The 23,203-nt window shown below is 48.0% G+C and carries 29 protein-coding genes and 1 riboswitch; of the genes, 11 read left to right on the forward strand and 18 right to left on the reverse strand.

Annotated elements, in window-relative coordinates; all coding sequences use genetic code 11:
* The 5 genes from C7R93_RS12830 to C7R93_RS12850 all read left to right on the forward strand — a co-directional run bounded on the left by C7R93_RS12830 (position 1) and on the right by C7R93_RS12850 (position 3,792).
* The gene (locus tag C7R93_RS12830; RefSeq protein ID WP_106839177.1) at positions 1-1,269 is read left to right on the forward strand and encodes a glutamate-5-semialdehyde dehydrogenase; all 1,269 of its coding nucleotides are present in this window, start codon (positions 1-3) and stop codon (positions 1,267-1,269) included.
* A gap of 20 nt (positions 1,270-1,289) precedes the next feature.
* Positions 1,290-2,132: a pyrroline-5-carboxylate reductase gene (gene proC, locus C7R93_RS12835; RefSeq protein WP_106839178.1), complete on the forward strand. Its 843-nt coding sequence runs from the start codon at positions 1,290-1,292 to the stop codon at positions 2,130-2,132.
* 78 nt (positions 2,133-2,210) lie between these two features.
* Positions 2,211-3,017, forward strand: coding sequence for a hypothetical protein (locus C7R93_RS12840; RefSeq protein ID WP_106839179.1), 807 nt, complete (start codon positions 2,211-2,213; stop codon positions 3,015-3,017).
* Positions 3,018-3,119: 102 nt separating this feature from the next.
* Positions 3,120-3,446: a ferritin-like domain-containing protein gene (locus C7R93_RS12845; protein ID WP_106839180.1), complete on the forward strand. Its 327-nt coding sequence runs from the start codon at positions 3,120-3,122 to the stop codon at positions 3,444-3,446.
* 13 nt (positions 3,447-3,459) lie between these two features.
* Positions 3,460-3,792, forward strand: coding sequence for a spore coat protein (locus C7R93_RS12850; RefSeq protein WP_106839181.1), 333 nt, complete (start codon positions 3,460-3,462; stop codon positions 3,790-3,792).
* Between the two features lie 42 nt (positions 3,793-3,834).
* Here C7R93_RS12850 and C7R93_RS12855 read toward each other — a convergent pair whose 3' ends face one another.
* Positions 3,835-5,283, reverse strand: coding sequence for an aminotransferase-like domain-containing protein (locus C7R93_RS12855; RefSeq protein WP_106839182.1), 1,449 nt, complete (start codon positions 5,281-5,283; stop codon positions 3,835-3,837).
* Between the two features lie 148 nt (positions 5,284-5,431).
* Between C7R93_RS12855 and C7R93_RS12860 the strand changes: the two genes are divergently transcribed.
* The 3 genes from C7R93_RS12860 (at position 5,432) to C7R93_RS12870 (ending at position 7,772) form a co-directional block, all read left to right on the forward strand.
* On the forward strand, positions 5,432-6,046 hold the full coding sequence (locus C7R93_RS12860) for a LysE/ArgO family amino acid transporter (RefSeq protein WP_106839183.1): 615 nt from the start codon (positions 5,432-5,434) through the stop codon (positions 6,044-6,046).
* Between the two features lie 81 nt (positions 6,047-6,127).
* Entirely contained in the window at positions 6,128-6,745 is a 618-nt protein-coding gene (locus C7R93_RS12865; RefSeq protein ID WP_106839184.1) for a DUF47 domain-containing protein, read from the forward strand.
* Between the two features lie 19 nt (positions 6,746-6,764).
* A complete protein-coding gene (locus tag C7R93_RS12870) occupies positions 6,765-7,772 on the forward strand; it encodes an inorganic phosphate transporter (protein WP_106839185.1) in 1,008 nt (335 codons plus the stop codon).
* Positions 7,773-7,809: 37 nt separating this feature from the next.
* Here the strand turns inward: C7R93_RS12870 and C7R93_RS12875 are convergent, their stop codons facing one another.
* The 5 genes from C7R93_RS12875 to C7R93_RS12895 form a co-directional block, all read right to left on the reverse strand.
* Complete coding sequence (locus tag C7R93_RS12875; protein WP_106839186.1) at positions 7,810-8,754, reverse strand: phosphotransferase enzyme family protein; 945 nt, start codon at positions 8,752-8,754, stop codon at positions 7,810-7,812.
* A gap of 35 nt (positions 8,755-8,789) precedes the next feature.
* Positions 8,790-9,347: a DUF4825 domain-containing protein gene (locus tag C7R93_RS12880; RefSeq protein WP_106839187.1), complete on the reverse strand. Its 558-nt coding sequence runs from the start codon at positions 9,345-9,347 to the stop codon at positions 8,790-8,792.
* Positions 9,328-10,017, reverse strand: coding sequence for a permease prefix domain 1-containing protein (locus tag C7R93_RS12885; protein WP_106839188.1), 690 nt, complete (start codon positions 10,015-10,017; stop codon positions 9,328-9,330). The genes C7R93_RS12880 and C7R93_RS12885 overlap by 20 nt, the downstream gene beginning before the upstream one ends.
* Positions 10,017-10,364 carry a PadR family transcriptional regulator gene (locus C7R93_RS12890; protein WP_106839189.1) on the reverse strand — a complete coding sequence of 116 codons (348 nt, stop codon included), beginning with the start codon at positions 10,362-10,364 and terminating at the stop codon, positions 10,017-10,019. Before C7R93_RS12890 ends, C7R93_RS12885 begins: the two co-directional genes overlap by 1 nt.
* A gap of 115 nt (positions 10,365-10,479) precedes the next feature.
* The gene (locus tag C7R93_RS12895; protein WP_244191529.1) at positions 10,480-10,977 is read right to left on the reverse strand and encodes a DUF3574 domain-containing protein; all 498 of its coding nucleotides are present in this window, start codon (positions 10,975-10,977) and stop codon (positions 10,480-10,482) included.
* Between the two features lie 248 nt (positions 10,978-11,225).
* On the opposite strand from C7R93_RS12895, the gene C7R93_RS12900 reads away from it, so the two are divergent.
* Positions 11,226-11,615 (forward strand): cupredoxin domain-containing protein, encoded by a 390-nt coding sequence (locus C7R93_RS12900; RefSeq protein ID WP_106839190.1) that lies wholly within the window; start codon positions 11,226-11,228, stop codon positions 11,613-11,615.
* Here the strand turns inward: C7R93_RS12900 and C7R93_RS12905 are convergent.
* From C7R93_RS12905 to C7R93_RS12915, 3 genes are all read right to left on the reverse strand, one after another.
* Complete coding sequence (locus C7R93_RS12905; RefSeq protein ID WP_106839191.1) at positions 11,605-12,825, reverse strand: MFS transporter; 1,221 nt, start codon at positions 12,823-12,825, stop codon at positions 11,605-11,607. The two genes, C7R93_RS12900 and C7R93_RS12905, sit on opposite strands and share 11 nt — an antisense overlap.
* A gap of 67 nt (positions 12,826-12,892) precedes the next feature.
* Positions 12,893-13,828, reverse strand: coding sequence for a 4-hydroxy-3-methylbut-2-enyl diphosphate reductase (locus C7R93_RS12910; protein ID WP_106839192.1), 936 nt, complete (start codon positions 13,826-13,828; stop codon positions 12,893-12,895).
* A 61-nt stretch (positions 13,829-13,889) separates the two neighbouring features.
* Positions 13,890-14,819, reverse strand: a complete 930-nt coding sequence (locus tag C7R93_RS12915) for a ketopantoate reductase family protein (protein ID WP_106839193.1) — start codon at positions 14,817-14,819, stop codon at positions 13,890-13,892.
* Positions 14,820-15,045: 226 nt separating this feature from the next.
* On the opposite strand from C7R93_RS12915, the gene glnA reads away from it, so the two are divergent.
* Entirely contained in the window at positions 15,046-16,464 is a 1,419-nt protein-coding gene (glnA, locus tag C7R93_RS12920; RefSeq protein ID WP_106839240.1) for a type I glutamate--ammonia ligase, read from the forward strand.
* Positions 16,465-16,953: 489 nt separating this feature from the next.
* Here the strand turns inward: glnA and C7R93_RS12930 are convergent, their stop codons facing one another.
* The 4 genes from C7R93_RS12930 to C7R93_RS12945 form a co-directional block, all read right to left on the reverse strand.
* Positions 16,954-17,040 (reverse strand): YjcZ family sporulation protein, encoded by an 87-nt coding sequence (locus tag C7R93_RS12930; protein WP_106839195.1) that lies wholly within the window; start codon positions 17,038-17,040, stop codon positions 16,954-16,956.
* A gap of 119 nt (positions 17,041-17,159) precedes the next feature.
* Positions 17,160-17,579: a hypothetical protein gene (locus C7R93_RS12935; protein WP_244191531.1), complete on the reverse strand. Its 420-nt coding sequence runs from the start codon at positions 17,577-17,579 to the stop codon at positions 17,160-17,162.
* Positions 17,580-17,747: 168 nt separating this feature from the next.
* The gene (locus tag C7R93_RS12940) at positions 17,748-18,302 is read right to left on the reverse strand and encodes a delta-aminolevulinic acid dehydratase (protein ID WP_106839197.1); all 555 of its coding nucleotides are present in this window, start codon (positions 18,300-18,302) and stop codon (positions 17,748-17,750) included.
* 209 nt (positions 18,303-18,511) lie between these two features.
* Positions 18,512-19,006: a hypothetical protein gene (locus C7R93_RS12945; protein ID WP_106839198.1), complete on the reverse strand. Its 495-nt coding sequence runs from the start codon at positions 19,004-19,006 to the stop codon at positions 18,512-18,514.
* Positions 19,007-19,204: 198 nt separating this feature from the next.
* On the opposite strand from C7R93_RS12945, the gene C7R93_RS12950 reads away from it, so the two are divergent.
* Positions 19,205-19,666, forward strand: coding sequence for a DIP1984 family protein (locus C7R93_RS12950; RefSeq protein ID WP_106839199.1), 462 nt, complete (start codon positions 19,205-19,207; stop codon positions 19,664-19,666).
* Between the two features lie 284 nt (positions 19,667-19,950).
* Here C7R93_RS12950 and C7R93_RS30280 read toward each other — a convergent pair whose 3' ends face one another.
* The 5 genes from C7R93_RS30280 to C7R93_RS12970 are packed head-to-tail and all read right to left on the reverse strand — an operon-like array spanning position 19,951 to position 22,855.
* Positions 19,951-20,115, reverse strand: coding sequence for a hypothetical protein (locus C7R93_RS30280; protein WP_167402464.1), 165 nt, complete (start codon positions 20,113-20,115; stop codon positions 19,951-19,953).
* Between the two features lie 55 nt (positions 20,116-20,170).
* The gene (locus C7R93_RS12955; protein ID WP_106839200.1) at positions 20,171-21,019 is read right to left on the reverse strand and encodes an energy-coupling factor ABC transporter ATP-binding protein; all 849 of its coding nucleotides are present in this window, start codon (positions 21,017-21,019) and stop codon (positions 20,171-20,173) included.
* Positions 21,016-21,813, reverse strand: coding sequence for a cobalt ECF transporter T component CbiQ (gene cbiQ / locus C7R93_RS12960; RefSeq protein ID WP_106839201.1), 798 nt, complete (start codon positions 21,811-21,813; stop codon positions 21,016-21,018). The genes C7R93_RS12955 and cbiQ overlap by 4 nt, the downstream gene beginning before the upstream one ends.
* Positions 21,810-22,094, reverse strand: coding sequence for an energy-coupling factor ABC transporter substrate-binding protein (locus tag C7R93_RS12965; protein ID WP_106839202.1), 285 nt, complete (start codon positions 22,092-22,094; stop codon positions 21,810-21,812). The genes cbiQ and C7R93_RS12965 overlap by 4 nt, the downstream gene beginning before the upstream one ends.
* On the reverse strand, positions 22,091-22,855 hold the full coding sequence (locus C7R93_RS12970) for an energy-coupling factor ABC transporter permease (RefSeq protein WP_106839203.1): 765 nt from the start codon (positions 22,853-22,855) through the stop codon (positions 22,091-22,093). The genes C7R93_RS12965 and C7R93_RS12970 overlap by 4 nt, the downstream gene beginning before the upstream one ends.
* 143 nt (positions 22,856-22,998) lie before the next feature.
* A riboswitch (cobalamin riboswitch) is annotated at positions 22,999-23,192 on the reverse strand.
* Between the last annotated feature and the right edge of the window lie 11 nt (positions 23,193-23,203).

Below are 23,203 nucleotides of genomic sequence, written 5' to 3' on the forward strand. Positions count from 1 at the left end.
ATGGAAAGCTTGAAGGAAAAAGTGCATGCACAAATTAGCCTGGCCAAACAGGCTTCACGAAAAATGGCCATACTCTCTCGCAAAGAAAAAGACAATGTACTCGTCGCAATCGGCAACCAGCTGTTGGCTGATGAAGCCATCATTCTCTCAGAAAACGCCAAGGACCTCGCTCTCGCGGAAGCAGACGGTCAGCCTGCCTCCTATCTGGATCGTCTCCTGTTGACACCAGAGCGAATTGCGCAGCTCGTGGATAGCCTGGCGCAGCTGGTATCCCTCGAAGATCCGGTCGGGGAACGGATCGACTCGTGGACACGGCCAAACGGACTTTTCATCGAACAAATCCGCGTCCCTCTCGGCGTCATTGGAATGGTGTACGAAGCAAGACCAAACGTCACGGTTGACGCAGCAGCTATCGCCCTCAAAACAGGCAATGCAATCGTCCTTCGCGGCAGCCACAGCGCTGTTCACAGCAACCTCGCTTTGGTGAATAGCATTCGTCAAGCGCTCACTGCGACGGGGCTTGATGCGGAAGCGGTGCAGTACTTGCCTTTTGCTGAGCATGCCTCTGTCGATCACTTGTGCACCGCCAATGGTCTCGTAGATGTCATCATCCCTCGGGGGGGCGCAGGACTGATCCAGCGGGTTCTGCAAATCGCAAGCGTACCTGTACTCGAAACAGGCGTCGGCAATTGCCACATTTATGTGGATGAAGCCGCTCAGTATGACATGGCCCAGAGCATCGTGATCAATGCCAAAACGAGTCGCCCTGCCGTATGCAATGCTGCCGAAACACTACTCGTGCACCGCAATTGGTCACGAGAAAATCAACGGGCATTGCTTCAAAAGCTATTGGCTAAGGGCGTTGAGCTTCGCGCTTGTGAGCGTACAATAGAGCTGCATTCCGACCTCGAAGCACAACTGCACCATGCAACGACAGAAGACTGGGATACGGAATACTCGGAGCTGATTCTGGCTGTTCGCACTGTCGATAGCTTAGGCGATGCCATTGAACATATTACAGCGCATACTTCCGGCCATTCTGAGGCCATCGTAACAGAAGATGAAATCGCAGCCCGTCAGTTTTTGACCGCGATCGATGCCACAGCTGTTTATCACAATGCCTCTACCCGTTTTACAGATGGTGGAGAATTCGGCTTCGGTGCCGAGATCGGCATCAGCACACAAAAACTTCACGCTCGTGGGCCAATGGGCTTGCCTGCGCTCACTTCTTACAAGTATGTCGTACGCGGAAACGGTCAAATCCGATAGTCCAAAAGGAGGGAATCATCATGAGTAACCAAGCAACAGCGATTACAGAAGGGCGGATCGGTTTTCTCGGTGCAGGCTCGATCGTGGAGGCTATGCTTTCCGGTATCGTAAAGAAAGGCTTACTCCCTTCTGAGCGTATTTCCGTCAGCAACCGCAACAATATGGAGCGTTTGAAGCAGTTGGCAAATGATTACGGGGTAACGGCTACCCAGGACAAATTTGAGGTAGCCCGCTCTTCCGATATTTTGATTTTGGCTATCAAGCCGAAGGATGCAGCAGAGGCTTTGCAGGATTTGCGTGGAATCGTTCGTTCCGACCAATTAGTCATTTCGGTGGTCGCTGGCGTCTCCACCAGCCTGATCGGCGAGTGGCTCGGTGCAGAATGCCCGATCATACGCACGATGCCCAATACATCCTCCGCTGTCGGTCTGTCTGCTACAGGCCTCTCCGCGAATCCTTTTGTTCAGGAAGAACACCGCGAGCTGGCTACCAAGCTTTTCGAAGCAATTGGCACCGTTTATGAAGTCGCCGAGGAAGAGCTGGACATCATTACTGGCTTGTCTGGAAGCGGCCCTGCTTATATTTACTATCTGGTAGAAGCGATGATGGGCGCGGGTGCCACTGCGGGACTGGATCGGGAAATGGCACGCCAATTAACGCTACAAACCGTTATCGGCGCAGCACATATGCTGCTCGATACGCGCGAAGAGCCTTCCTTGCTCCGCCAAAAGGTAACGAGTCCTGGTGGAACGACCCAGGCAGGACTGGAAGTATTGGAAGCCTATCAATTCCAGGAAGCCGTAACTGCAGCCATCCTGCGTGCTGCGGAAAGATCGCGGGAGATGGGGGCACAATACCAGTAAAGGCGTGTTGTCTCCCCTCCTTGTCATGTATAATGAAAAAGATCAAGCGTAGTCGCGAACAATGACGAAGGAGGTCCCATGGAAATTTACGCCTTGTACGGCACCAGTGGAACAGGAAAAAGCACCAGTGCATTAGAACTCGCTCACCGAATGAACATCGACGCCATTATTGACGATGGCATCCTGATTTACCAAGGACGCAAGGTGGCCGGAACCTCTGCCAAATATGAGAAGACAAAAATTCAGGCTGTAAAACGAGCAATTTTTCATTATAAGGAGCACGCCGAAGAAGTACGGAGAAGTCTTGGAGAGATTCAACCAAGTCGACTACTCGTGTTAGGGACTTCGCAGCGGATGATTGGTCGTATCGTCGAAGCTCTGCATTTGCCTTTTCAAGTGGATTTTATCCCGATTGAATCCATCAAGCCTCCGCAGGAAATCGAAGCTGCCCGCTACGTGCGGGAAACAATGGGCAAGCACACGATACCGATTCCGCGTGTGGAGGTAGAAAAAGATTTCCTCCAGCGCCTCATCTCCTCTGCCCAACAGATTTTTAGCTCGAAAAAAGAAGTGATTGGGGAAACAACCGTAGTTCATCCTCCGTTTTCAGGCGGACGTATCATGATTCATCCCCAGGTGTTGCGAAAAATCGTGGAAGCGACCTGCGACCAGTTTGACGAGGTCCATCATGTGGTCAAGATCGTCTCCAGCTTTGAGGATTTGCCTCGGTTTCAGGTTTCGATTGCTCTTCAACTGCCTTACATGACAAATATTCCAGCACTTATCCATGCACTTCAATCTACGTTGTACAAAGAAGCTCAATATTGTCTTAATATCGCTCCCGCAAGCATCGACATCGTCGTTTCTTCGCTGGAGCTATCCTGATCCGGTCCTTTGCGACCGGATTTTTTTGGCTGTAATCCTCAGGGGTTACATCCTGACTTGTTGCTCATCCTAAGCATGATTCCATCTGAAAGGAGCAACCCGATGCCATCCATCCTGTCTTCCAAGCCCTTTACACAAGCACCGATTCCCGAACCGCCTAAGGTCATCACGACAAAGGACTTGAGCTATCTCAAGGATGCTTTGTCATGGGAACTGATCGCTTTCAAAAAGCTGCATGCTTTCGCACAGCAGGCTACTGATCCCGAGGTCAAGCAATGTCTGGAGCAGCAAGGACAAATGCACCAGCGTCACTACCAAAAACTGCTGAGTCACTTACAAAACAACAACACCGCAGTGATGGCGACCATTCCGCAGACACAGTCCCAGCAACAGCAGCAACAATCCCAACCACAACATCAAATGCAATAAGGGAGGAATCGGGATGCCAAACCAAAACCAGATCGCCAATCCGCAATCCGGTCAGCTTCCACAAGAAAAAGGTCCGCAAATGAACGATCGTGACTACCTCAACGACTGTCTGGCTACGTGCAAGTATTTGACGGATAACTTTAACGTCGCCGTTCGTGAAGCCAGCCATCAGCAGCTTTATGATGACATGCTACAAATTTTAAATGAGACACATCAATCAGCACGTGATGCTTTCAATCTCATGTTCCAAAAGGGATGGTACAAGCTGGAGGCATCCGAGCAGCAACAACTGCAACAAGCTTATCAGCAGTTTAGCGGGTACTCCACGCAGTTTCCTTATCACTGAAATAGCGGAAGACACCTGACCCAAGCAGGTGTCTTCTTTCCATTACCCCCTGTCACGCAGGAGCTGCGATAATACAAATAGGGCCTTTTCCATGTCGGCTTCCTCAGCGTACACGTATGACAAACGAAGATGATGACTATCCGTCTGATCATAAACAAAGCCGGGATTTAACAGAATCCCTTTTGCCAATGCTTCCGTAAAAAGCTTGCGCATCGAAACTGCCTGACGCAGACGCAGCCAAATATAAAAACCGCCTTGTGGAATACGCCAATCTGCCAGATCGTCAAACCAGTGAGTAAGGCATTCGCACATCCTGTCTCTTCTGTGTCGCAGCGCTGCTCTTAACTGATCCAGATGCCGTGAATATCTCTCGCTTGTGAGCCATTCTGTCGCCACCCATTGGGAAATAGCACTTGCCCCGTAGTCCGTCTGCATTTTCACATCCGCGAGGCGTTCAATGACAGGCTCAGGCCCTACAATCCAGCCGATCCGCAGCCCTGGACTGAGTGTTTTGGACAAGCTGCCCAAATACAAAACCAACCCGCTTTGATCCCTCGCCTTCAACGGCAATGGTCCCGGCTCGTCTAACCACAATTCTCCGTAAACATCGTCTTCCAACACAGGCAGTCTCTCCCGCTCGCATGCCGCCATCACTTGCTCCCTTCGATTCTCGGACATGCTAATCCCGGTCGGATTGTGGTAAGCCGAAATCGTATAAAGCAGGGCTGCTTGATGCGCCTGTTTTTGTCTTGTTAGCACCTGAGGAGAGATTCCTTCCGCATCCATCGGTACACCAACCAGACGCATTCCCGATGATTGAAACAAAGGCAATGAGAATAAATACGAAGGCTGTTCGAGCAAGATGGCAGATCCACGGTGAAGGATGCCAATCGATATCAACTGCAAAGCTTGAAGAGCCCCTGAAACGACCAAAATAGACGCCGGAGAAGCTTCGATCCCCCTGCTGCGCAAATGGTTGCTGATCGCCTGACGCAAAGGCAACAGCCCTTTTGGCTCCGAATATCCGAGATGTGTCATTTTGCCCTGCAAGCTAGCCATGACCTCTTCCATCTCCGCAACAGGAATCAAGCAAGGCGACAGCTCACCAGTCCCCAAACGAATGTATCTCGGGTCTGGCTCGTAACGATTGATATCCTGAATCGTCTGCGAGTTGGGGAGATGCGCCCCTGCCTGAACGTAGCCCAGCCAATTGGGCGGAGGCGCGGTCGTCAATAAGGACCACGTGTTGTTGCTAACGACGGAGCCACTACCTACTGTTGCTTCAATGAAGCCATCCGCTTTCAGCTCTTCCAACGCTGTCACCACCGTGCTGCGGTTTACATCAAAGGCTTGCGCTAACGCTCTTTGTGTTGGCAATTTACTGTTGATTGGCCACTCTCCGCCTGCGATTTTCCCCTTGATATAAGCCACGATCTGGGCGTAGATCGGTATGTCAGATGATTTGTCAGGCTTCCAGTCTATCGTAAGCACAGGCACATTCCTCCTTGTCTCCTCATTGTACAAATTGGTTGGTTTGGATGTAAACCAATTGGCTGGAGACAACGGATTCACAACCGTGAATAATGACAGTAATGCAAAATGTACTTTGCATCGAGAGAGACACGGGGAGGAATCTAACATGCTGGAAGCAATTTTGCACGGTTTTGTGCTTGCATTTGGACTTATTTTACCGCTGGGCGCACAAAATGTTTTCGTCTTTAATCAGGGCGCCCTCCAACCAACATTACTTCGGGCCATGCCTGTCGTACTGACTGCGGCACTCTGTGATACGCTGCTCATTTTATTGGCGGTATTGGGAGTCTCCTTGGTCGTATTGACTGTCACATGGTTGAAAACGGTTCTGTATGTCGTCGGCTTTTTCTTTTTGGTGTACATGGGATATTTAACGTGGCGTAGCCGTCCAAATACTGAGGATGGAGAGAAAGAGCGCTTTTCGGCCAAAAAGCAAATCATGTTTGCTGCCTCTGTCTCTTTGTTGAATCCGCATGCGATTCTCGACACGATCGGCGTAATCGGTACCAGCTCACTCAGTTATACCGGAACAGAGAAATGGGGCTTTACTGTTGCCTGCATCCTTGTATCCTGCCTCTGGTTTTTTAGCCTTTCTGTAGCTGGCCGTACAGCAGGACGATTAGACCAGTCTGGAAAATTGCAGCGTGGCCTGAATATGGTATCAGCAGTGATTATGTGGGGAGTGGCCTTCTATATGGCAGCCCAATTACTCATGACGTAAAGAGTTAGTGAAAAAGTGAATAATCCCCACCTCCTCCACTCAAAATACTTCTATTCGGGTTTTCGAAGTGGAGGTTTGTTTATGCTTTTTACCAAATCAGACGCACTCTTGGATGACTTGTATGAGATTGCGAAAAATGTGCATGAAACGGCGATCTATTTTAATGAATACAAGATTACCTCTTTAGAGACTGTCAAAACCTTTGCTACAGAGATGAAGGAGTACGAAACAAAAGGCGACAAGCTCATCCATGAAATCATCGTGCAAATCAACAAAACATTTATTACTGCAATTGAGCGCGAGGACGTTCTGGATCTTGCCGTCAAGCTGGATGATGTGCTGGACGGATTGGAGTTTTGCGCTTCGAGGCTCTATATGTACGACATCATGGAAGCAGATCAGACGATGGTGAGATTCGGTCAACTCATCGAAAACGCTACCAAGCAAATTCTTCTCGCCATCGAACTGCTCCAAAAGCAAAAGCTGTCCGATATGAAGGAGTACATCATCCGCATTAACGATTTGGAAAGCGAAGGGGATGAACTGGTGAGGGGGAGCATCCGGCAATTGTTCAAGACCTCGAGCGATCCGATTCACATCATTCAGCTCAAAGAGATTTACGAAGTGCTGGAAGATGTCATGGATCATTGCGAGGATGTCGCCGATGCGATGGAATCCGTGATCATGGGCAACTCTTAAACCAAGGAGACCTACTTTCATGCATACGAGCCTTCCTCTTGTTATTGCTGTCATCATCCTGGCTGTTTCCTTTGATTTTATCAACGGATTTCACGATACAGCCAATGCCATCGCAACCACCGTATCCACCAAAGCTCTCCCGCCTAAGATTGCCATTGGCCTGGCGGCTATCATGAATTTTATCGGTGCCCTTACATTTACCGGGGTCGCCAAAACAATCGGTGGAGATATCGCCGATCCAGCCAAGCTAGAATTCGGTGTGCTTGTGGTCATGGCTGCTCTCTTGGCTGCGATCTTTTGGAATTTGATTACGTGGTGGTACGGTATCCCCAGTAGTTCTTCTCACGCTCTCATCGGCTCACTCGTAGGTGCCGTCCTCGCTTCCGCCGGGATCGCGCAAATCAACTGGGCTGGTTTTTTGAAAATCTTTCAGGCGCTCATTGTGTCACCGATTATCGCGCTGGTTGCCGCTTACCTCATGATGAATTTGGTCTATTTCATTTTCAGTCGGATCATGGTGCCCCCCACCAAGGTCAATCGGGGTTTTCGCCTCTTTCAAATTTTCACGGCGGCCCTGCAATCCTTTACACATGGAACCAATGACGCCCAAAAAGCGATGGGCATTATCGTGTTCGCCCTCGTAGCCGCTGACCTGCATGCAGATACGAGCACGATTCCTTTCTGGGTACAGTTCATTTGTGCGCTCGCGATGGGCTTGGGAACCTCTGTCGGGGGTTGGAAAATCATCAAGACGGTCGGGGGCAAAATTACAAAGATTGAACCAATCAATGGAGCCACTGCCGACCTCACCTCGTCCACGATTATTTTTACCTTTACGCAGCTAGGATTGCCTGTCAGCTCTACCCATGTCATTTCATCCGGGATTATGGGGGTCGGCGCAGCCAAGCGACTGAAGAGCGTCAATTGGGGCGTCGCCAAACGTATCGTGATCACGTGGTTTATTACGCTGCCGATCTCTGCCTTGCTCGCTGCAGCTATCTATTTGTTGCTACATGTATTTATCTAAAAGCAAAAGGGACGAGTATCAGGCTCGCCCCTTTTTTCTATGATCCTAATGGAAAGCCCAAGTAAGACTCTCCATACTGTAAAGATAAACGCATAGCTTCCAGATACTTTCGCTGTTGTTCTGTTAATTGGCTCTTGTCTGCGTAAACACTGTGATAGATATAGGAAAAGAGATGGCGGTAGTCCATAAAAAAATTGATCAGGGAGAGGAACTCTGTAGAGGGATTACCACGTGAATAGCCTTCCATAAACGATTGGAAAAAGGAGTGGACAAACTCTTTCCTCGCTAGTCCCTTTGGTACTGTCTGGGCTGTATGATAAACAGCAATCGCAATATCATAAGCAAACCAATGGTATTCGCTGTCTCCAAAATCGAGAATGGTCAACTCCACATCATTCCGTAAAAAATTGTGATGATGCAGGTCTCCATGGATTAAACCAAAATGATCTTTGGAAATGGGAAGACTTTTGAATGCGTGACGGTATTGATGCAACTTTTCTATCAGGATAGGGTCAACACTATGGCTATCTTCTTGAAACAACCGATTCTCAAACCACATTTGTCGCTGATGAACAGGTTGAAACGTTTTGGCGAGAGTATGCATCTTACCCATCATCTCTCCCCATTGCTCGAACAATGCAGGACTCCACACGTCCTTGTCTTGCGAACTGACGTGAACCCCCTCAACCTTTTCATAGACAACAAAAAAGCATTCCTCTGAAATTCGGTTCAGATAGGTATCCGCTGCGATGCGTAATGGCCTCACCACATGCAGCCCGTGTTCATGCATATAAGACAACCATTCGCATTCAGATAAGACACCTTGCTCGGATGCGGCTGTGCCCTCTTCTATTTTGACCACAAGCTTTTCACCACGGTTTATCTCAAATACGTGCTGGTTATAACCTCCAAGGAGTTTGGCTTCAGATGATTGACAACCGAGTCGGGCAAATACTTGGTTTTTTACCGTATCCGTTACCATTGCTCATTTCCCCTCTTCCGTATTACTTTCTCTCACTATATACGCCCTAGTTTCTTCATACCCTCTTCAACAAATTGGTCATCCCGCAACTTGTCCTGCACGCTTGTCCGCCACTTTTCTTTTGTCAACAGCGATGCCAAATCGTCACCGAATAAGCTCTGAATAGCTGCTCGCGTGGCAACAATCGTAGTATCTGAAAAACGATATTGGATTGTTTGCAAATTGTCTACCAGAGCAAAGGCTGACACGGAGTTATACAGCATCGCTTGCTTGAACAATTTCGCCTCGATATCGGTCGACTTGTCCTCGTAATGGATCTCAATCGTAAACTTATCCGGACGGAGCTGAAAGGTTCCCTTGAGATGATCCAGAGGTAGATGATTGAACATGACCAGATTTGAAGTAGCTCCCATGTACTTGTTTTTGTACGGCAAAATGGATTCCAAATCGTGAGTCAGCGGGCTTTGCTGTGCCAATCGATATTGCTCGGATTGCGCTTCATTTTCCGGGATAATGATAATCTGGATGACCATGAACAGGACGACCCCGATGAGAACCATAGCAAGAATGATTTTATTTCGCAATGACGTCACCTTCCCCTGCATCGTATTTCAGAATAAGCCGCGGAATAGCGTGCAGCCACAGTGGTATAAGGATAGAGAGTAGAGGCAGCGCATACGTTACGGCAATGGTAGCGAATTGATACGGTCCAGTAAGTTTCACTGGAGTTGAAAACCATAGATTGCTGCCGAAATAAAGCGCAGTCGTAAAAATGAATGTCCCGACGAAATAAAGTGCCCAAAGCATCCAGCCCGTTTTCCGCAGCAAAAAGGCAAACCGCACATTCATGCTGGTCAAATGATGGGAAGAGTCCGGTCGGTTGATCCCTAGCAGAATCAAATACACGATACCGATGAGGATGCAAATCGCAAACAGACTATAGCTCAAATAGATACCCATGCCCCAAATTCGCAAGGGCATAGTCACAATCCAGGCAATGAGTCCGTACAGCAATCCGAGCTGCAACAGTTCTTGCACGAATGGAACTATGTATACCTTGCGGCATTCTCCAACAATCGAATCAATCGAGGGAAGATTGGCCTTTGCTTTTTTCATGGCTTCATCCAACGGTAGGCCATCTGCAACCAAATCAGCTACCTTTGCCTCCAGATTGCTCAATACTTCCCACTTGAGTTCTTCAATTTGCTTACTTCCCCGATATTTTTGGAATAATTGATCGACATAGTGCTGTAAACTCTCCATCACACTTCCTCCCGCCTTTCGATGAGGTGGTCAATCAATTCTTTGGCGACTTTCCAGGATGCCAGCGCTTTTTCGTACGCCTCTCTTCCCGCTTCTGTCACCTGATAATATTTGCGTCTGCCCCCTTGGCTCTCATCTCCCCAATACGAAGCGATCAGCTTGTGTGACTCTAATCTTTTCAAGCTGGTATACAAGGAAGGCTCTTTCAGTTCGTAACGACCGTCGCTGTTTTTGAAAATGGCTTTGATGATTTCGTATCCATAGTTATCGCCGTCACACAGGACACGAAGAATAATCGTATCGATATGGCCGCGGATAATATCACTGCTGATGCTGCTGTCACTCATCTCGTTCACCTCGCAGCTATAGCATAACACATATTACTATGCGTGATGAAGTAATATGTTACAGAAAGCACAAAAAAGACTGTTGACTCATCAACAGCCTTTTCGCTTCCATCCTTTATTCGATGAAGTACATTTTTCCATCCAATTCGAGAGAAATAGCGGATTGCGTCATATCCTTTTTCAATTGTTTGGCGTAGGCTACAACTTCATCCAGCGCCTGATTGTCGAGTTTTTCGGCAAAGCTGTAAACGATCGTGACTTTCTCCTTGATCAGTTTTTTGTTATCGTCGACCCATCCACCCGTTCCGCTAATGGCAGTCGCTCCTCCAAAAAGGTTTGAAAATTTCGTCAATGACTGATCGACGTATTTTGCATGAACTTCATCAGTAACCGGAGTGCTTCCGTTCATCGTGGATGGCACATAGATTTTGACAACGTGGCTCAAGTTGAATTGGCTTTGCAAGGCACTATTTTCAGTTTTTGATGCCGCCTCAGTAGTAGTTGCTGCATTCGTAGAAGCAAAAGCATGGAGCGGATTTGTTGCAGATTGCAGGGAAAGTACAAGCAGTGCGGCCAGACACAATCCGATCATTCCAGAAACGATTTTTTTCATGCGCTTTTCAACCCCTTCATGAATGGATATAAAAACCAATTTCCATTGTAATGTAGCACAGCACGTAATTGTATCCATCCGAAGACATGGGCTTGCTAGTAGGCTAGCCCTACACAAGACATTCCTCATGTAAGAGATATAGGAATTGACTTCACCCAAATAGGGAAAAGTTGTTTATCCCCTTCACTCCGGGGACAGGATAATAGTAATTTCCCTGAGCAATGGTCCTCGAAGGAGTTGAAAGCAAAATGTCTCGTCACTGGTATCGGCAGCTTCGTTATCCAATCATCGCTCTGGCTGTGACATTAACGCTACTTTGGACACATCATCACCATCGCCTGCCCGCTTCGTACGCTGTCGCGACGCGGACACATACAGTTACGATTTCTAGCGCTGGCTTTTTGCCCAATCAATTGACTGCACACGAAGGAGAGCGAATCTCGTTTATGATCGTCAACACCGATACACGCCCTCACAATCTATCCATTCGTGATCTGAACCTTACATCCACAGAGCTAAAGCCGACCCAATCGACTCTCCTACAATTTTCAGCCGCCAAACGCGGTCGGTATCATTTCGTATCTGACGCACCTGGCTATCCAGAAACAGGATTCCAAGGCATGCTCGTCATTGACTAGCTTGCACTTCTTCGTCTGGTGAGATTTGCTTCCACCGTCCGAATTTTATCATGAGCAGAGGAATGATCCCGATCGCGGTGATGATGCCAAAAAACAAATAAATGGCCAGGATCGAAAATGAATCTTTGATCCATCCTGCTACCAAATTGCAAAACATCGCACCCAACCCGCCTCCCACTGAAAAGAAGATGGCCAACGCCGTCACCTGAAGGGATGCGGGTGTATTTTCGCGTACAAACTGGGCTGCTGTTGCCAGATAAAAGCCAACCGAAATGCCTTGCACAAAAAACATGGCAATCACGGCAGTGGTACTCGGAGCTGAGCTATACCAGAACCAGCGCATCGCGCAAAAAATCGCAGACAACAGAAGCGTCAGCTCCAGGCCCCACCTCCGGACAATATAACCCGCCAGCTTCATAAAAGGAGCCTCACTGCCTGCAAACAACAAGAAGGCAAGACCAATTCCTGCAATGGTCCCTCCGATATCCTGATAAAACAGGGAAAACCAAATATTATTGGCGTTTACAGAGCCCATCATGCAAAATGACGAAATTAAGAACAGCGCAAATCGCGGAATTCGTGCCAAATCCCTGATCCCCGCAAGCATACTGACTCGAAACCGCGAAGCCTCTGTCACTTCTTCCGGAACCTTCCGAAGAAACAGAATGGCAATCAGAAACGCCAAGCAAAACGAGTAAAAAAGAGCATGTGGCCCCCACTGCTCGACGAGAATACCTGTGATGAATGCTGCTAGTGCAAAGCCGATGGCTCCCCACAAGCGAATGTCGCCGAACTGCATGCCATGTCCCTTTGCATAACCTAGAGCCAAGCTATCTGAGATAGGAACAACGGCACTTTGAAAAAACGACAGCAGTATGTAGAGCAAAAATACGTAAACAAAGGTGGAAACACCCGTAAAGAAAAGTCCCACCAAGCCAGTGATGATCAATGTCAGAATCAGCACAGTTTTGCGAATTTGATACCGATCACAGATCATGCCCCACATCGGCTGCGCCACAATGGACACAATCGGCGCGACTGCACTGATGAGACCGATTTGGGTTCCTGTTAAATGGATAGATTCGTAGTATTGCGTAATGAGCGGAGCAAAAGCGCCAAACCCGTAGTAAATAAAAAGATAAAGGGCGCAAAGACTTACATATCTGCCTTTCGCGCCCCCCAGCCCTATACCGGAAAGTGATTCTGGCATATAACTCTCCTATTTTGAGGTTATTCAACCGTGTAAGAAAATGTAACGCAGAGCATGCCTCAGTTATTTATTTCACCGTTGGCAAGATTTTCGCCATGTTCACGGTCCGTTTTTTCTCCCATGTAGCCGGATTGAATTCATCGAACTGCTCCAGGAAGGAAATCACTTCCTTCGTCAATGGAGTCGGCGTCGAAGCTCCAGAAGTAACCGCCACATTTCTCTTTCCACGCAGCCATTCAATGTCCAGCTCCGATAAATCAGCGATTCGATACGACGGAACATTCGCGATTTCTTCCGAGACCTGTGCCAAACGGTTGGAGTTGTTGCTGCGCGGATCACCCACAACGAGGCACAAATCCGCCTCTCCTACTTGCTCTGCTACAGCTTCCTGACGAACCTGCGTAGCGAGACAAATTTCATTATGCACTTCCACGCCAGGAAAACGTTGAAGAATAGCGTCCATCAGATGTTTGACATCCCATTGGCTCATCGTCGTCTGGTTCGTAACGATCAGCTTGCCTGTTGGCAGATCGAGCGCGTCCAGCTCTTCCAGCTTTTGAACCAGATGCACGTGATCCGGCGCAATCCCCATAGCACCCTCTGGCTCTGGATGTCCCTTTTTCCCGATGTAGAGGACATGATAGCCTTCTGCTACTTTTTCACGGATCAAATCATGTGTCTTCGTTACATCCGGGCAAGTCGCATCGACGACAGTCAAGCCTTTATCGCGCGCTTTCTTGCGCACCTCGGGAGACACGCCATGGGCAGTGAAGATTACCGTTCCCTCATTGACCTGATCCAAGAGAGCCAGTCGATCCTCTCCATCTAATGTTTTTATCCCTTGTTTTTCAAACGCCTCGACGACGTGAGCATTGTGTACGATCATGCCCAAGATGTGAATCGGGCGGGGCAAGTCAAAGTTTTGCGCTGTTCGCAGTGCCAATACCATGGCATCCACTACACCGTAACAATATCCACGGGGGGAAATCTTGATGACTTCCATCTTTACCCCTCCTACTTTTTGATAATGCGTGAGCGAAAGACATTTCAGCCATTATTATACCTTATTTGTCTCCTTCACGCTTCTGTTCGTAAACCTTCAGATTATTGTAAACAACTTTTAAAAGCGGCGTGGACAAGCCTTTTTGTTCCGCTCTCTCCAAGAGATAGCCTTGAAGATGATCCGCTTCGACCGGAAGACCTTTTTCCATATCACGCAGCATGGACGATTTCGTTTGAGGACGCTGATTCTGGAAAGTCTCCATCTGCTTGTCGACGATATCCGGCTTGATTGGTGCTTCCAAAGCGTTCATGACCGAAGCGATTTCCTCAGCGAGCTGACGTGTCAACTCTACGCCCCAAGCCGATTCCCGAATAGGTCCGACAGCGGAATTCATCAGGGTGGTAATACCGGAAAACGTTACAATAAACAAGTATTTGTGCCAGGCTTCCCGCTGAATATTTGCGCTTGCACGGATCGTTCCGTTGATCTTGGAAAAAGCTTGCTCCATTCGCTCTACACGCTCACTTTTGCCGCCTTCCCACTCACCGAACACCGCATCATGAATAGGACTAGTCTGCACCACATCTCCGTCTGCATTCAAGGTCGTCTCAATGAAACAAAGCCCTCCGAGCACGTGCTCCCGGCCAAAACGATCCCACAGCAGCTCCATATGTGCAATTCCGTTCAACAGCGGAATGACGACTGTGTCCTCGCTTACGTACGGAGCGATGGCATCGACGCTTTCTTCCAACGTGTAAGCTTTGTTGGACAAAAGCACAACATCAAATGGTCCTGCTTCCTCACCTGCTTGAATCAATTGCGGCTGCTCCAAAAGCAAATCCCCATGAACGCTCTGAATACGCAAACCTCGCTCCTGCAGCTGTTTGTATCTACGTTCGCGCACAAGAAATGTTACATCTACCCCTGATTCAACCAACCTGCCACCAAAATAACCGCCAATGCCCCCTGCTCCCAGTACGAGAACCTTCATTTATATCGCCTCCGCGTTTATAAGTCATGGTTTGTCTTCATTTTATTAAAAAGTAACCATTTTCTAAACCCCACAATATAATGTTAGAAAAACTTACATTACACGTAAGAAAACCTCTTGACGAACAATGAGAATTGTCGATATAATTCGAAATATAGAAATCAAGGAAAAACCGAACGTTGCTGATGATTCCATAACTTTAATTCGTGAAATGGAGTGAATCATGTTGGATATGAAAACAGTCTTGTCCACAATTGACGCAGAAAAAGTGGAATATGTTGATTTTCGCATCGTTGACTTGCTCGGCCGCCAACACCATGTCACAGTTCCTGCCTACGCGGTAGATGAAGGAACATTCCGCAATGGCGTCGCATTCGACGGTTCCAGTCTAACTGGCTACAAGTCCATTGAGGAAAGCGACATGGTAGCGATGCCTGATCCGACTACCGCCTTCATTGACCCATTCGTCGAAGCCAAAACCATGAATATCATCTGCAACATCGTCAATCCAGACAACACCGTCTACACACGCGACCCCCGTGGCATTGCACTCAAGGCCGAAGCCTATCTGCAACAAACCGGCCTCGCTACCGCTGCTTACTTTGGTCCAGAATCCGAATTCTTCCTCTTTGACAACGTACGCTATGCCTCTGGTCCGTCCGGCTCCTTCTTCCACATCGATTCAGAAGAAGCTTTCTGGAACACAGGTAAAGAAGGACAAAACCTGGGCTACAAGGTACGTAACAAGGGCGGATACTTCCCTGTTCAACCAACCGACTCCCAAATGGATATCCGCAATGAAATGTGCACGATGATGACGAAATGCGGCATGCATGTGGAGCGCCATCACCATGAGGTGGCAACAGCCGGTCAAGGTGAGATTAATTTCCGCTTTGATACTCTGACTCGTACAGCAGACAATCTCTTGCTGTTCAAATACATCGTGCGCAACGTAGCTGCGAAACACGGCAAAACAGCTACCTTCATGCCAAAACCAATCGTTGGTGACAACGGATCTGGGATGCACGTTCACCAAAGCTTGTTTAACGGCGATACCCCGCTATTCTATGAGCAAGGCGGTTATGCCAACCTAAGTGAGACTGCGCTACACTACATCGGCGGTATTTTGCACCACGCACCTGCATTGATCGCCCTGACTAACCCGAGCACCAACTCGTTCAAGCGTCTTGTTCCCGGCTACGAAGCACCCGTGAATTTGGTCTTCTCCAAAGGAAATCGCTCTGCTGCCGTTCGGATTCCGATTGCTGCCGTTACGCCAAAAGCGTCCCGCATTGAGTTCCGCACCCCGGACTCTACTGCTAACCCGTACTTGGCTTTTGCCGCCATGCTGATGGCTGGCCTCGATGGCATCAAGCGCAAACTCGACCCGCGCGAACTGGGCTTTGGGCCATTGGATAAAAACATCTACGACTTGTCCGATGCGGAAAAACACGAAATAAAGAGCGCTCCCGGCTCTCTTGCAGAAGCACTTGTTGCACTTGAACAAGACCATGACTTCTTGCTTGAAGGTAATGTCTTTACAAAAGAAGTAATTGAAGGCTGGATCGCTCAAAAACGCGGTGAGATTGAGCAAGTTGAGCGGACTGTGAATCCGAAAGAGTATGAGCTGTATTACGACCTATAAGTTGCAGGAAAAAGCCCTTCTCTGATGAGTAGGGCTTTTATTTGCTTTCGAATAAAAGGCACCTACACCCATGATCCTAGAAATTTAGCGGAAGGCGACGTTGGTGGAGATGTACAGCTCACTACATGAACCTTCTAAACATATTTCCAATCCCATTCGTTCCTTGGAAAGTTCTGAATACCTCGTTTGCTATGCGTACACCATTTAATATGGTATCCATATCAAGGTTTAGATTGGAGACCCTTGATGGTCGCGACTCTCTTCTCGCCCGACGGCTCGTTTTTGTCCACTCTTGATAATACTGCCCGAGGGATTCTGGATTTTTATGCAGCTTTCTGATCGAGACCTTATTCGACTTCAGCCAATCTGCAAATTCAGTGCTAAAACCATTAATTTGTCTAGCCACTTTTCACTCTCACCTCGTTTCGTAAATGAATAATGCAAAGGGATTATTTGTCCCTTTGCATCACTCTTTTGCTAATCAAATTTCTAATCCAAAGAACATCCGACAATGACAAGCAAAACGAACAGGACAAGGATCAGAGCAAAGTCATCAAAGCCATCAAAGAAACCCATTCTGCCTCCCCCTTTCCTTTTCCTTAGACACACTACTGTATGCTCTTCGCGGATGATTCGCCTGTACGATGACCTATTCCGCAAAAAGGACGCAAGCATTTGCCTGCGCCCTTTTTCCCCTATTGCAGTCCAATTTGCGATTTTACTTGAAGAACCCCGCCTTGGAAAGTAAAATTCGCATTTGCCCCAATCGTCCCTTCTCCCTCGTACATGTAGACGATCGTGTATCCTTCCTCTCCGGCTTTACCAACCTCAGCAAGCAATTCGCCTTCCCCGCCCACTATTTTTTTTACTTCTTCAAAGCTCATCCCATTTTCAATCTGTTCAAATTCACTCTTCGTGATCGTTGCTTTCTCTGTCGCTGCAGGAGTAGCCGCTTCTGTTACAGGTGTAGCTGGTGGAGGTGTAGCTGGCGCGGTTGCCTCAGGTGTTGGAGCCGTACCAGTTGGCGTTGCTGGCGGAGGTGATGCCGTATTCGTTGGTTGCCCAGAGCTACATCCAGCCAACATGATGGCGAAAGCCACTATGAAAAAAGACATTTTCTTCAAGGAAAGACCCCCTTAACTGAAATGAATCTCCCCTACCATAATCCAAAATATGACTCCCAACAAGAATAACAACCTGACATTTTTCGACAAAAACCATCCAAGACTTCTCGGGAATAAATTGCAAAAAGAGCCTAGTACAAGGCTCCCTTTGTGTTGCATTTACTCTTTTACATAAAGCTGATACATCTCGGTTTCTTCATCAGTAGCTTTTGCGATTCGAAAAGCTTCTTCCACGCTTTTCTTGTTTTGAATTACCTCGTAGAAATAGCGCAGTGCGAACATCAGCGCAGAATTTCCGTCCGGGTAATCTTTTGGCCCAATATACGTATGGCAACCACTGTCCAGAAAGGCCTTCGCTAATTCGGGATCACCAAGCGAGCATCCGTTACCTAACACGATTTTTCCATCCAGCTTAGCAAAACGTCTGACCTCGTCAGGACCAAAATCACCCTTTGGTTCTCCTTCCTCGTAAACGTCCTCGCCCAGCTCTGGCATGATGAGACTTCCCTCATCGCCATGGAAATTCAGAACAATCATGTCGGTATTTAGGTATAGGTCGCTGCCATTCAATACATCGATCAAATCGCTTGGTCGACCAATCCAGTACGTAAAGACTCGAGCTCCAAAATACTCAAGTGTACTTCGGATTGCTTGGCTATCCAGATCCGTATCCGGACCGATTACTAAGGCAACATTCATTTCAGGTTTACTCATCGTGATATTCCTCCATTTTGTTGTAAGTGGTTTTTATTTGTGGGTAGACAAAACCATTTACATGGAGGGGGTCGGGCCAACTGGTGAATGGCAAGACGTTACTTCTTGGTCATCACGTAGGAAAACTCCTCTTCAATTGGAATTTTTTATAAATTTTCAGTAGTATATCACCCAGAACTTGGCATGTAAAGTTTCTCACCAACCAAAAACTACGCAAACCCTTTTTTGATTTTGGTCTTCATGTCACGATACAACTCTCCGTATGTGATCGCATGCTCGATATGCGAATAGGAAAGCACGGAATCGCCATCCTTGCTCTCGCAGCACGCAAAGAACAAGCTTTCCATCAGATTGTGATTTTCGATGGAATTGGTAATATGGACGCAATCCTCAATCGATTCATGAGCGTCATGCTTGTAAAAAAGAAATGTCCCTTCTTTGAACGCCCCTTTTTTGTTGGCGTCTTTCCAGATGAGCATGCCCAAGGTAATAAAGTGCCCTTCCTGAAAACGGATGACGCCTGTAATGACAGAATTAATCGTAGTCGGAATGATCGCAATCGAATCATTGAGCTGATTGACGTATTCATATAACGCTTTATTGGATTCTCGAAGATCAACCATTGGTATATGAAGAAGCTGCTTGTCTCTTAATTTTTCTACGAGTTGTTGAACGCATAGCGTCTTATTCAAAGTTGAAATCACAACCTCATCACTTCTTCCATTGTAAGTAAGTGCTTTCTTTACGTAATTCGTGATGAAAAGACATATCCCTACAAAATTCGCACAAATCTTCTTAACTTTTCAGCGAAAATCAATTTTTACCAAATTTTATTTTTTTCACCACAACCATTCAAGCAAACAAGCGTATAACCAAACAGATTGGTATAGGGGGTAACGGTTGTGAAACTCGCGGAAGCGTTAATCATTCGTGCCGATTATCAAAAACGGATCGAACAGTTGGGTCACCGATTGCATAACAGCGCAAAGGTTCAGGAAGGCGAGCTTCCTCCTGAAAATCCTAACGATCTCTTGTCTGAGCTGTATCAGTTGTTTGACCAGCTCGAACGTATTGTTCAGCAAATCAATCGAACCAATGCGTCTTGCCGCTTTAATGAAACCATGACGCTCTCCGATGCGTTAACCAAACGTGATGTTCTCGGTTCAAAACGAAATGAGTTGGCCGACCTGATCAAAGCAGCTACAGTCAAGCATGATCGCTACAGCCGTTCAGAGGTCAAGATTTGCTCGACTGTAAATATTGCTCAGTTGCAAAAGCAAGTCGACGAGCTGTCCAAGCAGTACCGGGAACTGGATGCAAGCATTCAACAATTCAACTGGTTAACGGAATTGCAGGAAGCTTAACGAAAGAGGCATGGAAGTCGGTAGTCTGTCTGCAAAAGGCGAACACGTCCCCATTCAACAGGGTTAATGTTGAAAACTCATTGGTCGGGTCGAGGGGCCGCCCTCAGGGTTCAAATCCCTCTCTTACATAAGACGCCCAGTAATGTGACATGAGTAATGCGTACAAGGTATTGTAACTACCGTGTGTTGATTTTGTCTGACGGACGAGGGTGGGTACGGGGATCATTCCATGTAAAAAAGCCCTTCACGCCTTTAGGTGGCGAGAAGGGCTTCTTGGCGCAAATTTACGCCTTTCCTTTTAAATAATCATCTTTTAGCTTCTTTTCCTGCTCGTCGGTAGTCATCTCTTTTTCCAATACTTGATACATCAGTTCATCCTTCACCTTGCGTGAAATTCCTTTTTCCTGATGATTCGGGACCGATGTACTCGTGACAGAGTCTTGTTCCATACGGCGTACCTCCATGGCTTTTTGGGGTTAGCTTACCCGAAAGCGGCCACTCCATTCACCACACCCGCTGAACACTGAGCATTTTTCGCAGCTCATCGACCGAACGTGGAATATTACCGCCAAGTTCCTGCTTCCACTCCTCTGGCAGTACCTCCCACACATCCGCGAGCAACGGCATACCCAGATGAAGACTCTCCAGCATGGTTCTGTTTTCCAATGCCTCCTGCGGATCTCCCGCAAAAACAAGCCTGCCTTCATCCATGATGCAAATCCACTCCGCCCATTCAAACGCAATATCCATATCGTGTGTCGCCATCAAAACAGTCGTTCCTTGCTGGTGAATGGCATCGAGCTCTCGCAGTAAATTTTTCGTCTGATAGCGATCCAGATATGCAGTAGGCTCATCGAGCAGCAACAGCTCAGGCTCCATGACCATGACCCCCGCGAGTGCCAGACGCCGTTTTTGTCCTAGGCTCAAATGATGAATCGGAGCTGCTGCCAGCTCTCTCAACCCGAATGCATCCAGCACCTTTTCTACCTTTGCCCGGATTACGTCTACAGGCAGCTTCTGATTGCATAAACCATAGGATATATCTTCCGCGACCGTACTTGCGATCAGCTGATGCTCAGGATCTTGAAAGACCAAGCCTACCTTTTGCGTCATCTCTTGCAGTGCGGCGCGTTTGTAGACAAGGGGTTTCCCCCTCCACTGCACCTGTCCCTGCTGTGGCTCGATGATCCCGTTTCCATGCAAGAACAAGGTCGACTTTCCACAGCCATTTCGTCCCAAAAGGACACATTTTTTCCCTTCTGGAATCCACAAGGACAGCCCACACAGGACGGGTCCCCGCCCTCCCGGATACGTGTACTGCAAATCGATGAACTCCAACAATCGCGATGTCATAACCGCCAACCTCCTGTCCACCACTCAAGCAGGACCAATAGCATACAGCCTGCGATTGACTCCCACTCATAGCGTCGCGAACGAGCATGGGTATGAAACGAGAGCACATGCATGCTCTCCCCAAAGCCTCTAGCCGCCATTCCTTTGTGCAAAGCTTCGTATTTGCGCATCGCTCTGACAAATAATTGAGCAACCAGAATCCCTGCATCCCGAAGCGTCGCCAAAAAGCCACGATGACCTCCGCGAGAACGTTGGGCAATCCACAGCTGGTGCGAAATCGTTACTAACACAAAAATAAACCGATACATGATCATTAATAAGTCAGTCACAAGGACAGGCATATGCAGACGGCGAAGCACCTGCAAGATTTCCGCAAACGGCACGGTAAACAATATGAAGGCAAAGCAAGATAAGCTCGCCATGGTGCGCCAAAATAAGATCCAGACTTTACTGAAGGAGGACATCGGCACATAGAGCACATACGAACCCAGTTCCCATGCTGCCGCGACCTGGCTCTGTACTTCTCCTGCTCTCGCCCCTTCGACCAGTAGTGCAGGAAGCCCCGCCGCGAAAAACGAGAGGGACACCATCATAAAGGACAAATAGATCCGGACAGGAATACGGGCATACACCACTACCCATACCGTCATCCAGACAACGACGGCCATCTGCATCCATACGTGTCCCACCAAAACAAGCAGTAACAAGGCACTCGCCAGCAATAGCTTATGAGCTGGCGGCAGTCGTTTCAGCCTGTTTTGATAAGAGAGAGAATCAAGCTGCAGCCCGTTCATTTTTTCCGCTTATCCAACCGACCTTTGTACAAGCCCACGGCGTAGCCGACCACTCCCGCACCCAACGCTGCCTGCACCGCAAACAACAAGCTCTCCGTTTCTCCTCCTGGCGGTTCTATCAATGGCTGGAACCACGGTTCGTAGTTCGGGGAAATTTCCTTGATCGCTTCCTCTGCCACACCATCTGCGCCGCCAAATTCCGAATCCTGCACCAGCAACAGCGGGACAATAGCCAACACGACTACCCCCAAGAGCAATAGCCAGTTCCATCCTTTTTTCACAGCGATTCCTCCCGTTTAAGCAAACGAAGCTGTGTAAGCTCTTTTGCGTTGTAAGATAACAACCAGTTCCAAACAAGCACGGTCAACAAACCTTCACTGATGGCGAGCGGTACTTGCGTGAATGCAAAAATTCCTGCGAATTTGGCGAACGAGGCGAACACTCCACCAGATTCAGCCGGGAATGCCAGCGCCAATTGTACCGAAGTCACCACATAGGTAGCGAGATCAGCCAAAGCAGCCGCCGCAAAAACAGCCAGACGTTGGCTTCCACCTACTTTCATGATCATCCGATAGATTCCGTATGCCACTAGTGGTCCTACTACTGCCATGGATACGGCATTTGCTCCTAGCGTAGTCAAACCTCCATGCGCTAACAGCAAGGCTTGAAACAAGAGTACCATGCTCCCTAGCACAGACATCGCGAAAGGGCCAAACATAATGGCGCCAAGACCCGTTCCAGTCGGGTGAGAGCTGCTGCCTGTAACCGAAGGAATTTTCAGTGCAGATAAAACAAACGCAAACGCTCCTGCAACGCCAATGAGGAGCTTCATTTCGGGATGTTCTTTTACAATCTTGTTAATCGAGCGAAGCCCAAGAATAAAAAATGGCAAGAAGACAGCCCACCAAAATAAGGCCCAGGATAATGGCAAATACCCTTCCATGATGTGCATCGCGTGTCCTGTCTCTGGTTCATTGAGCAAAAAATAAAGGACAAAGCCCGCGATCAACAGACATGTAGATACGAGACGAGATCGATTCATGTTCATTCCTCCTTCACTGTCTTTCGTTCTTTCCTGCAAACAAAAAAATCCCATCCATCAATGGACGAGATGTGCACACAAAACAACAGACTGATCACACAGTCTCATTGCCTCGTATTCACCGCTCCTTTCCGCGAAGGTCTTGTGGGTGTGGCTACTAGGTAGGTCTCCTGGCTTCCAGATCCATGCGCTCTTTGTCCTTCCCCATACGAAAATGAGTGGTTTCCTTATCAAAGAGAGCTCCCTGGTTACAGTGGCGGGACCGCTCGGGACTTTCACCCGATTCCCTGTTACCCTTTATGCGTCACATAAAGGCACCTAACGCCGACAATATGAAATTGACAGACA

The organism is Brevibacillus fortis (genome assembly GCF_003013395.1).
Classification (GTDB): domain Bacteria; phylum Bacillota; class Bacilli; order Brevibacillales; family Brevibacillaceae; genus Brevibacillus; species Brevibacillus fortis.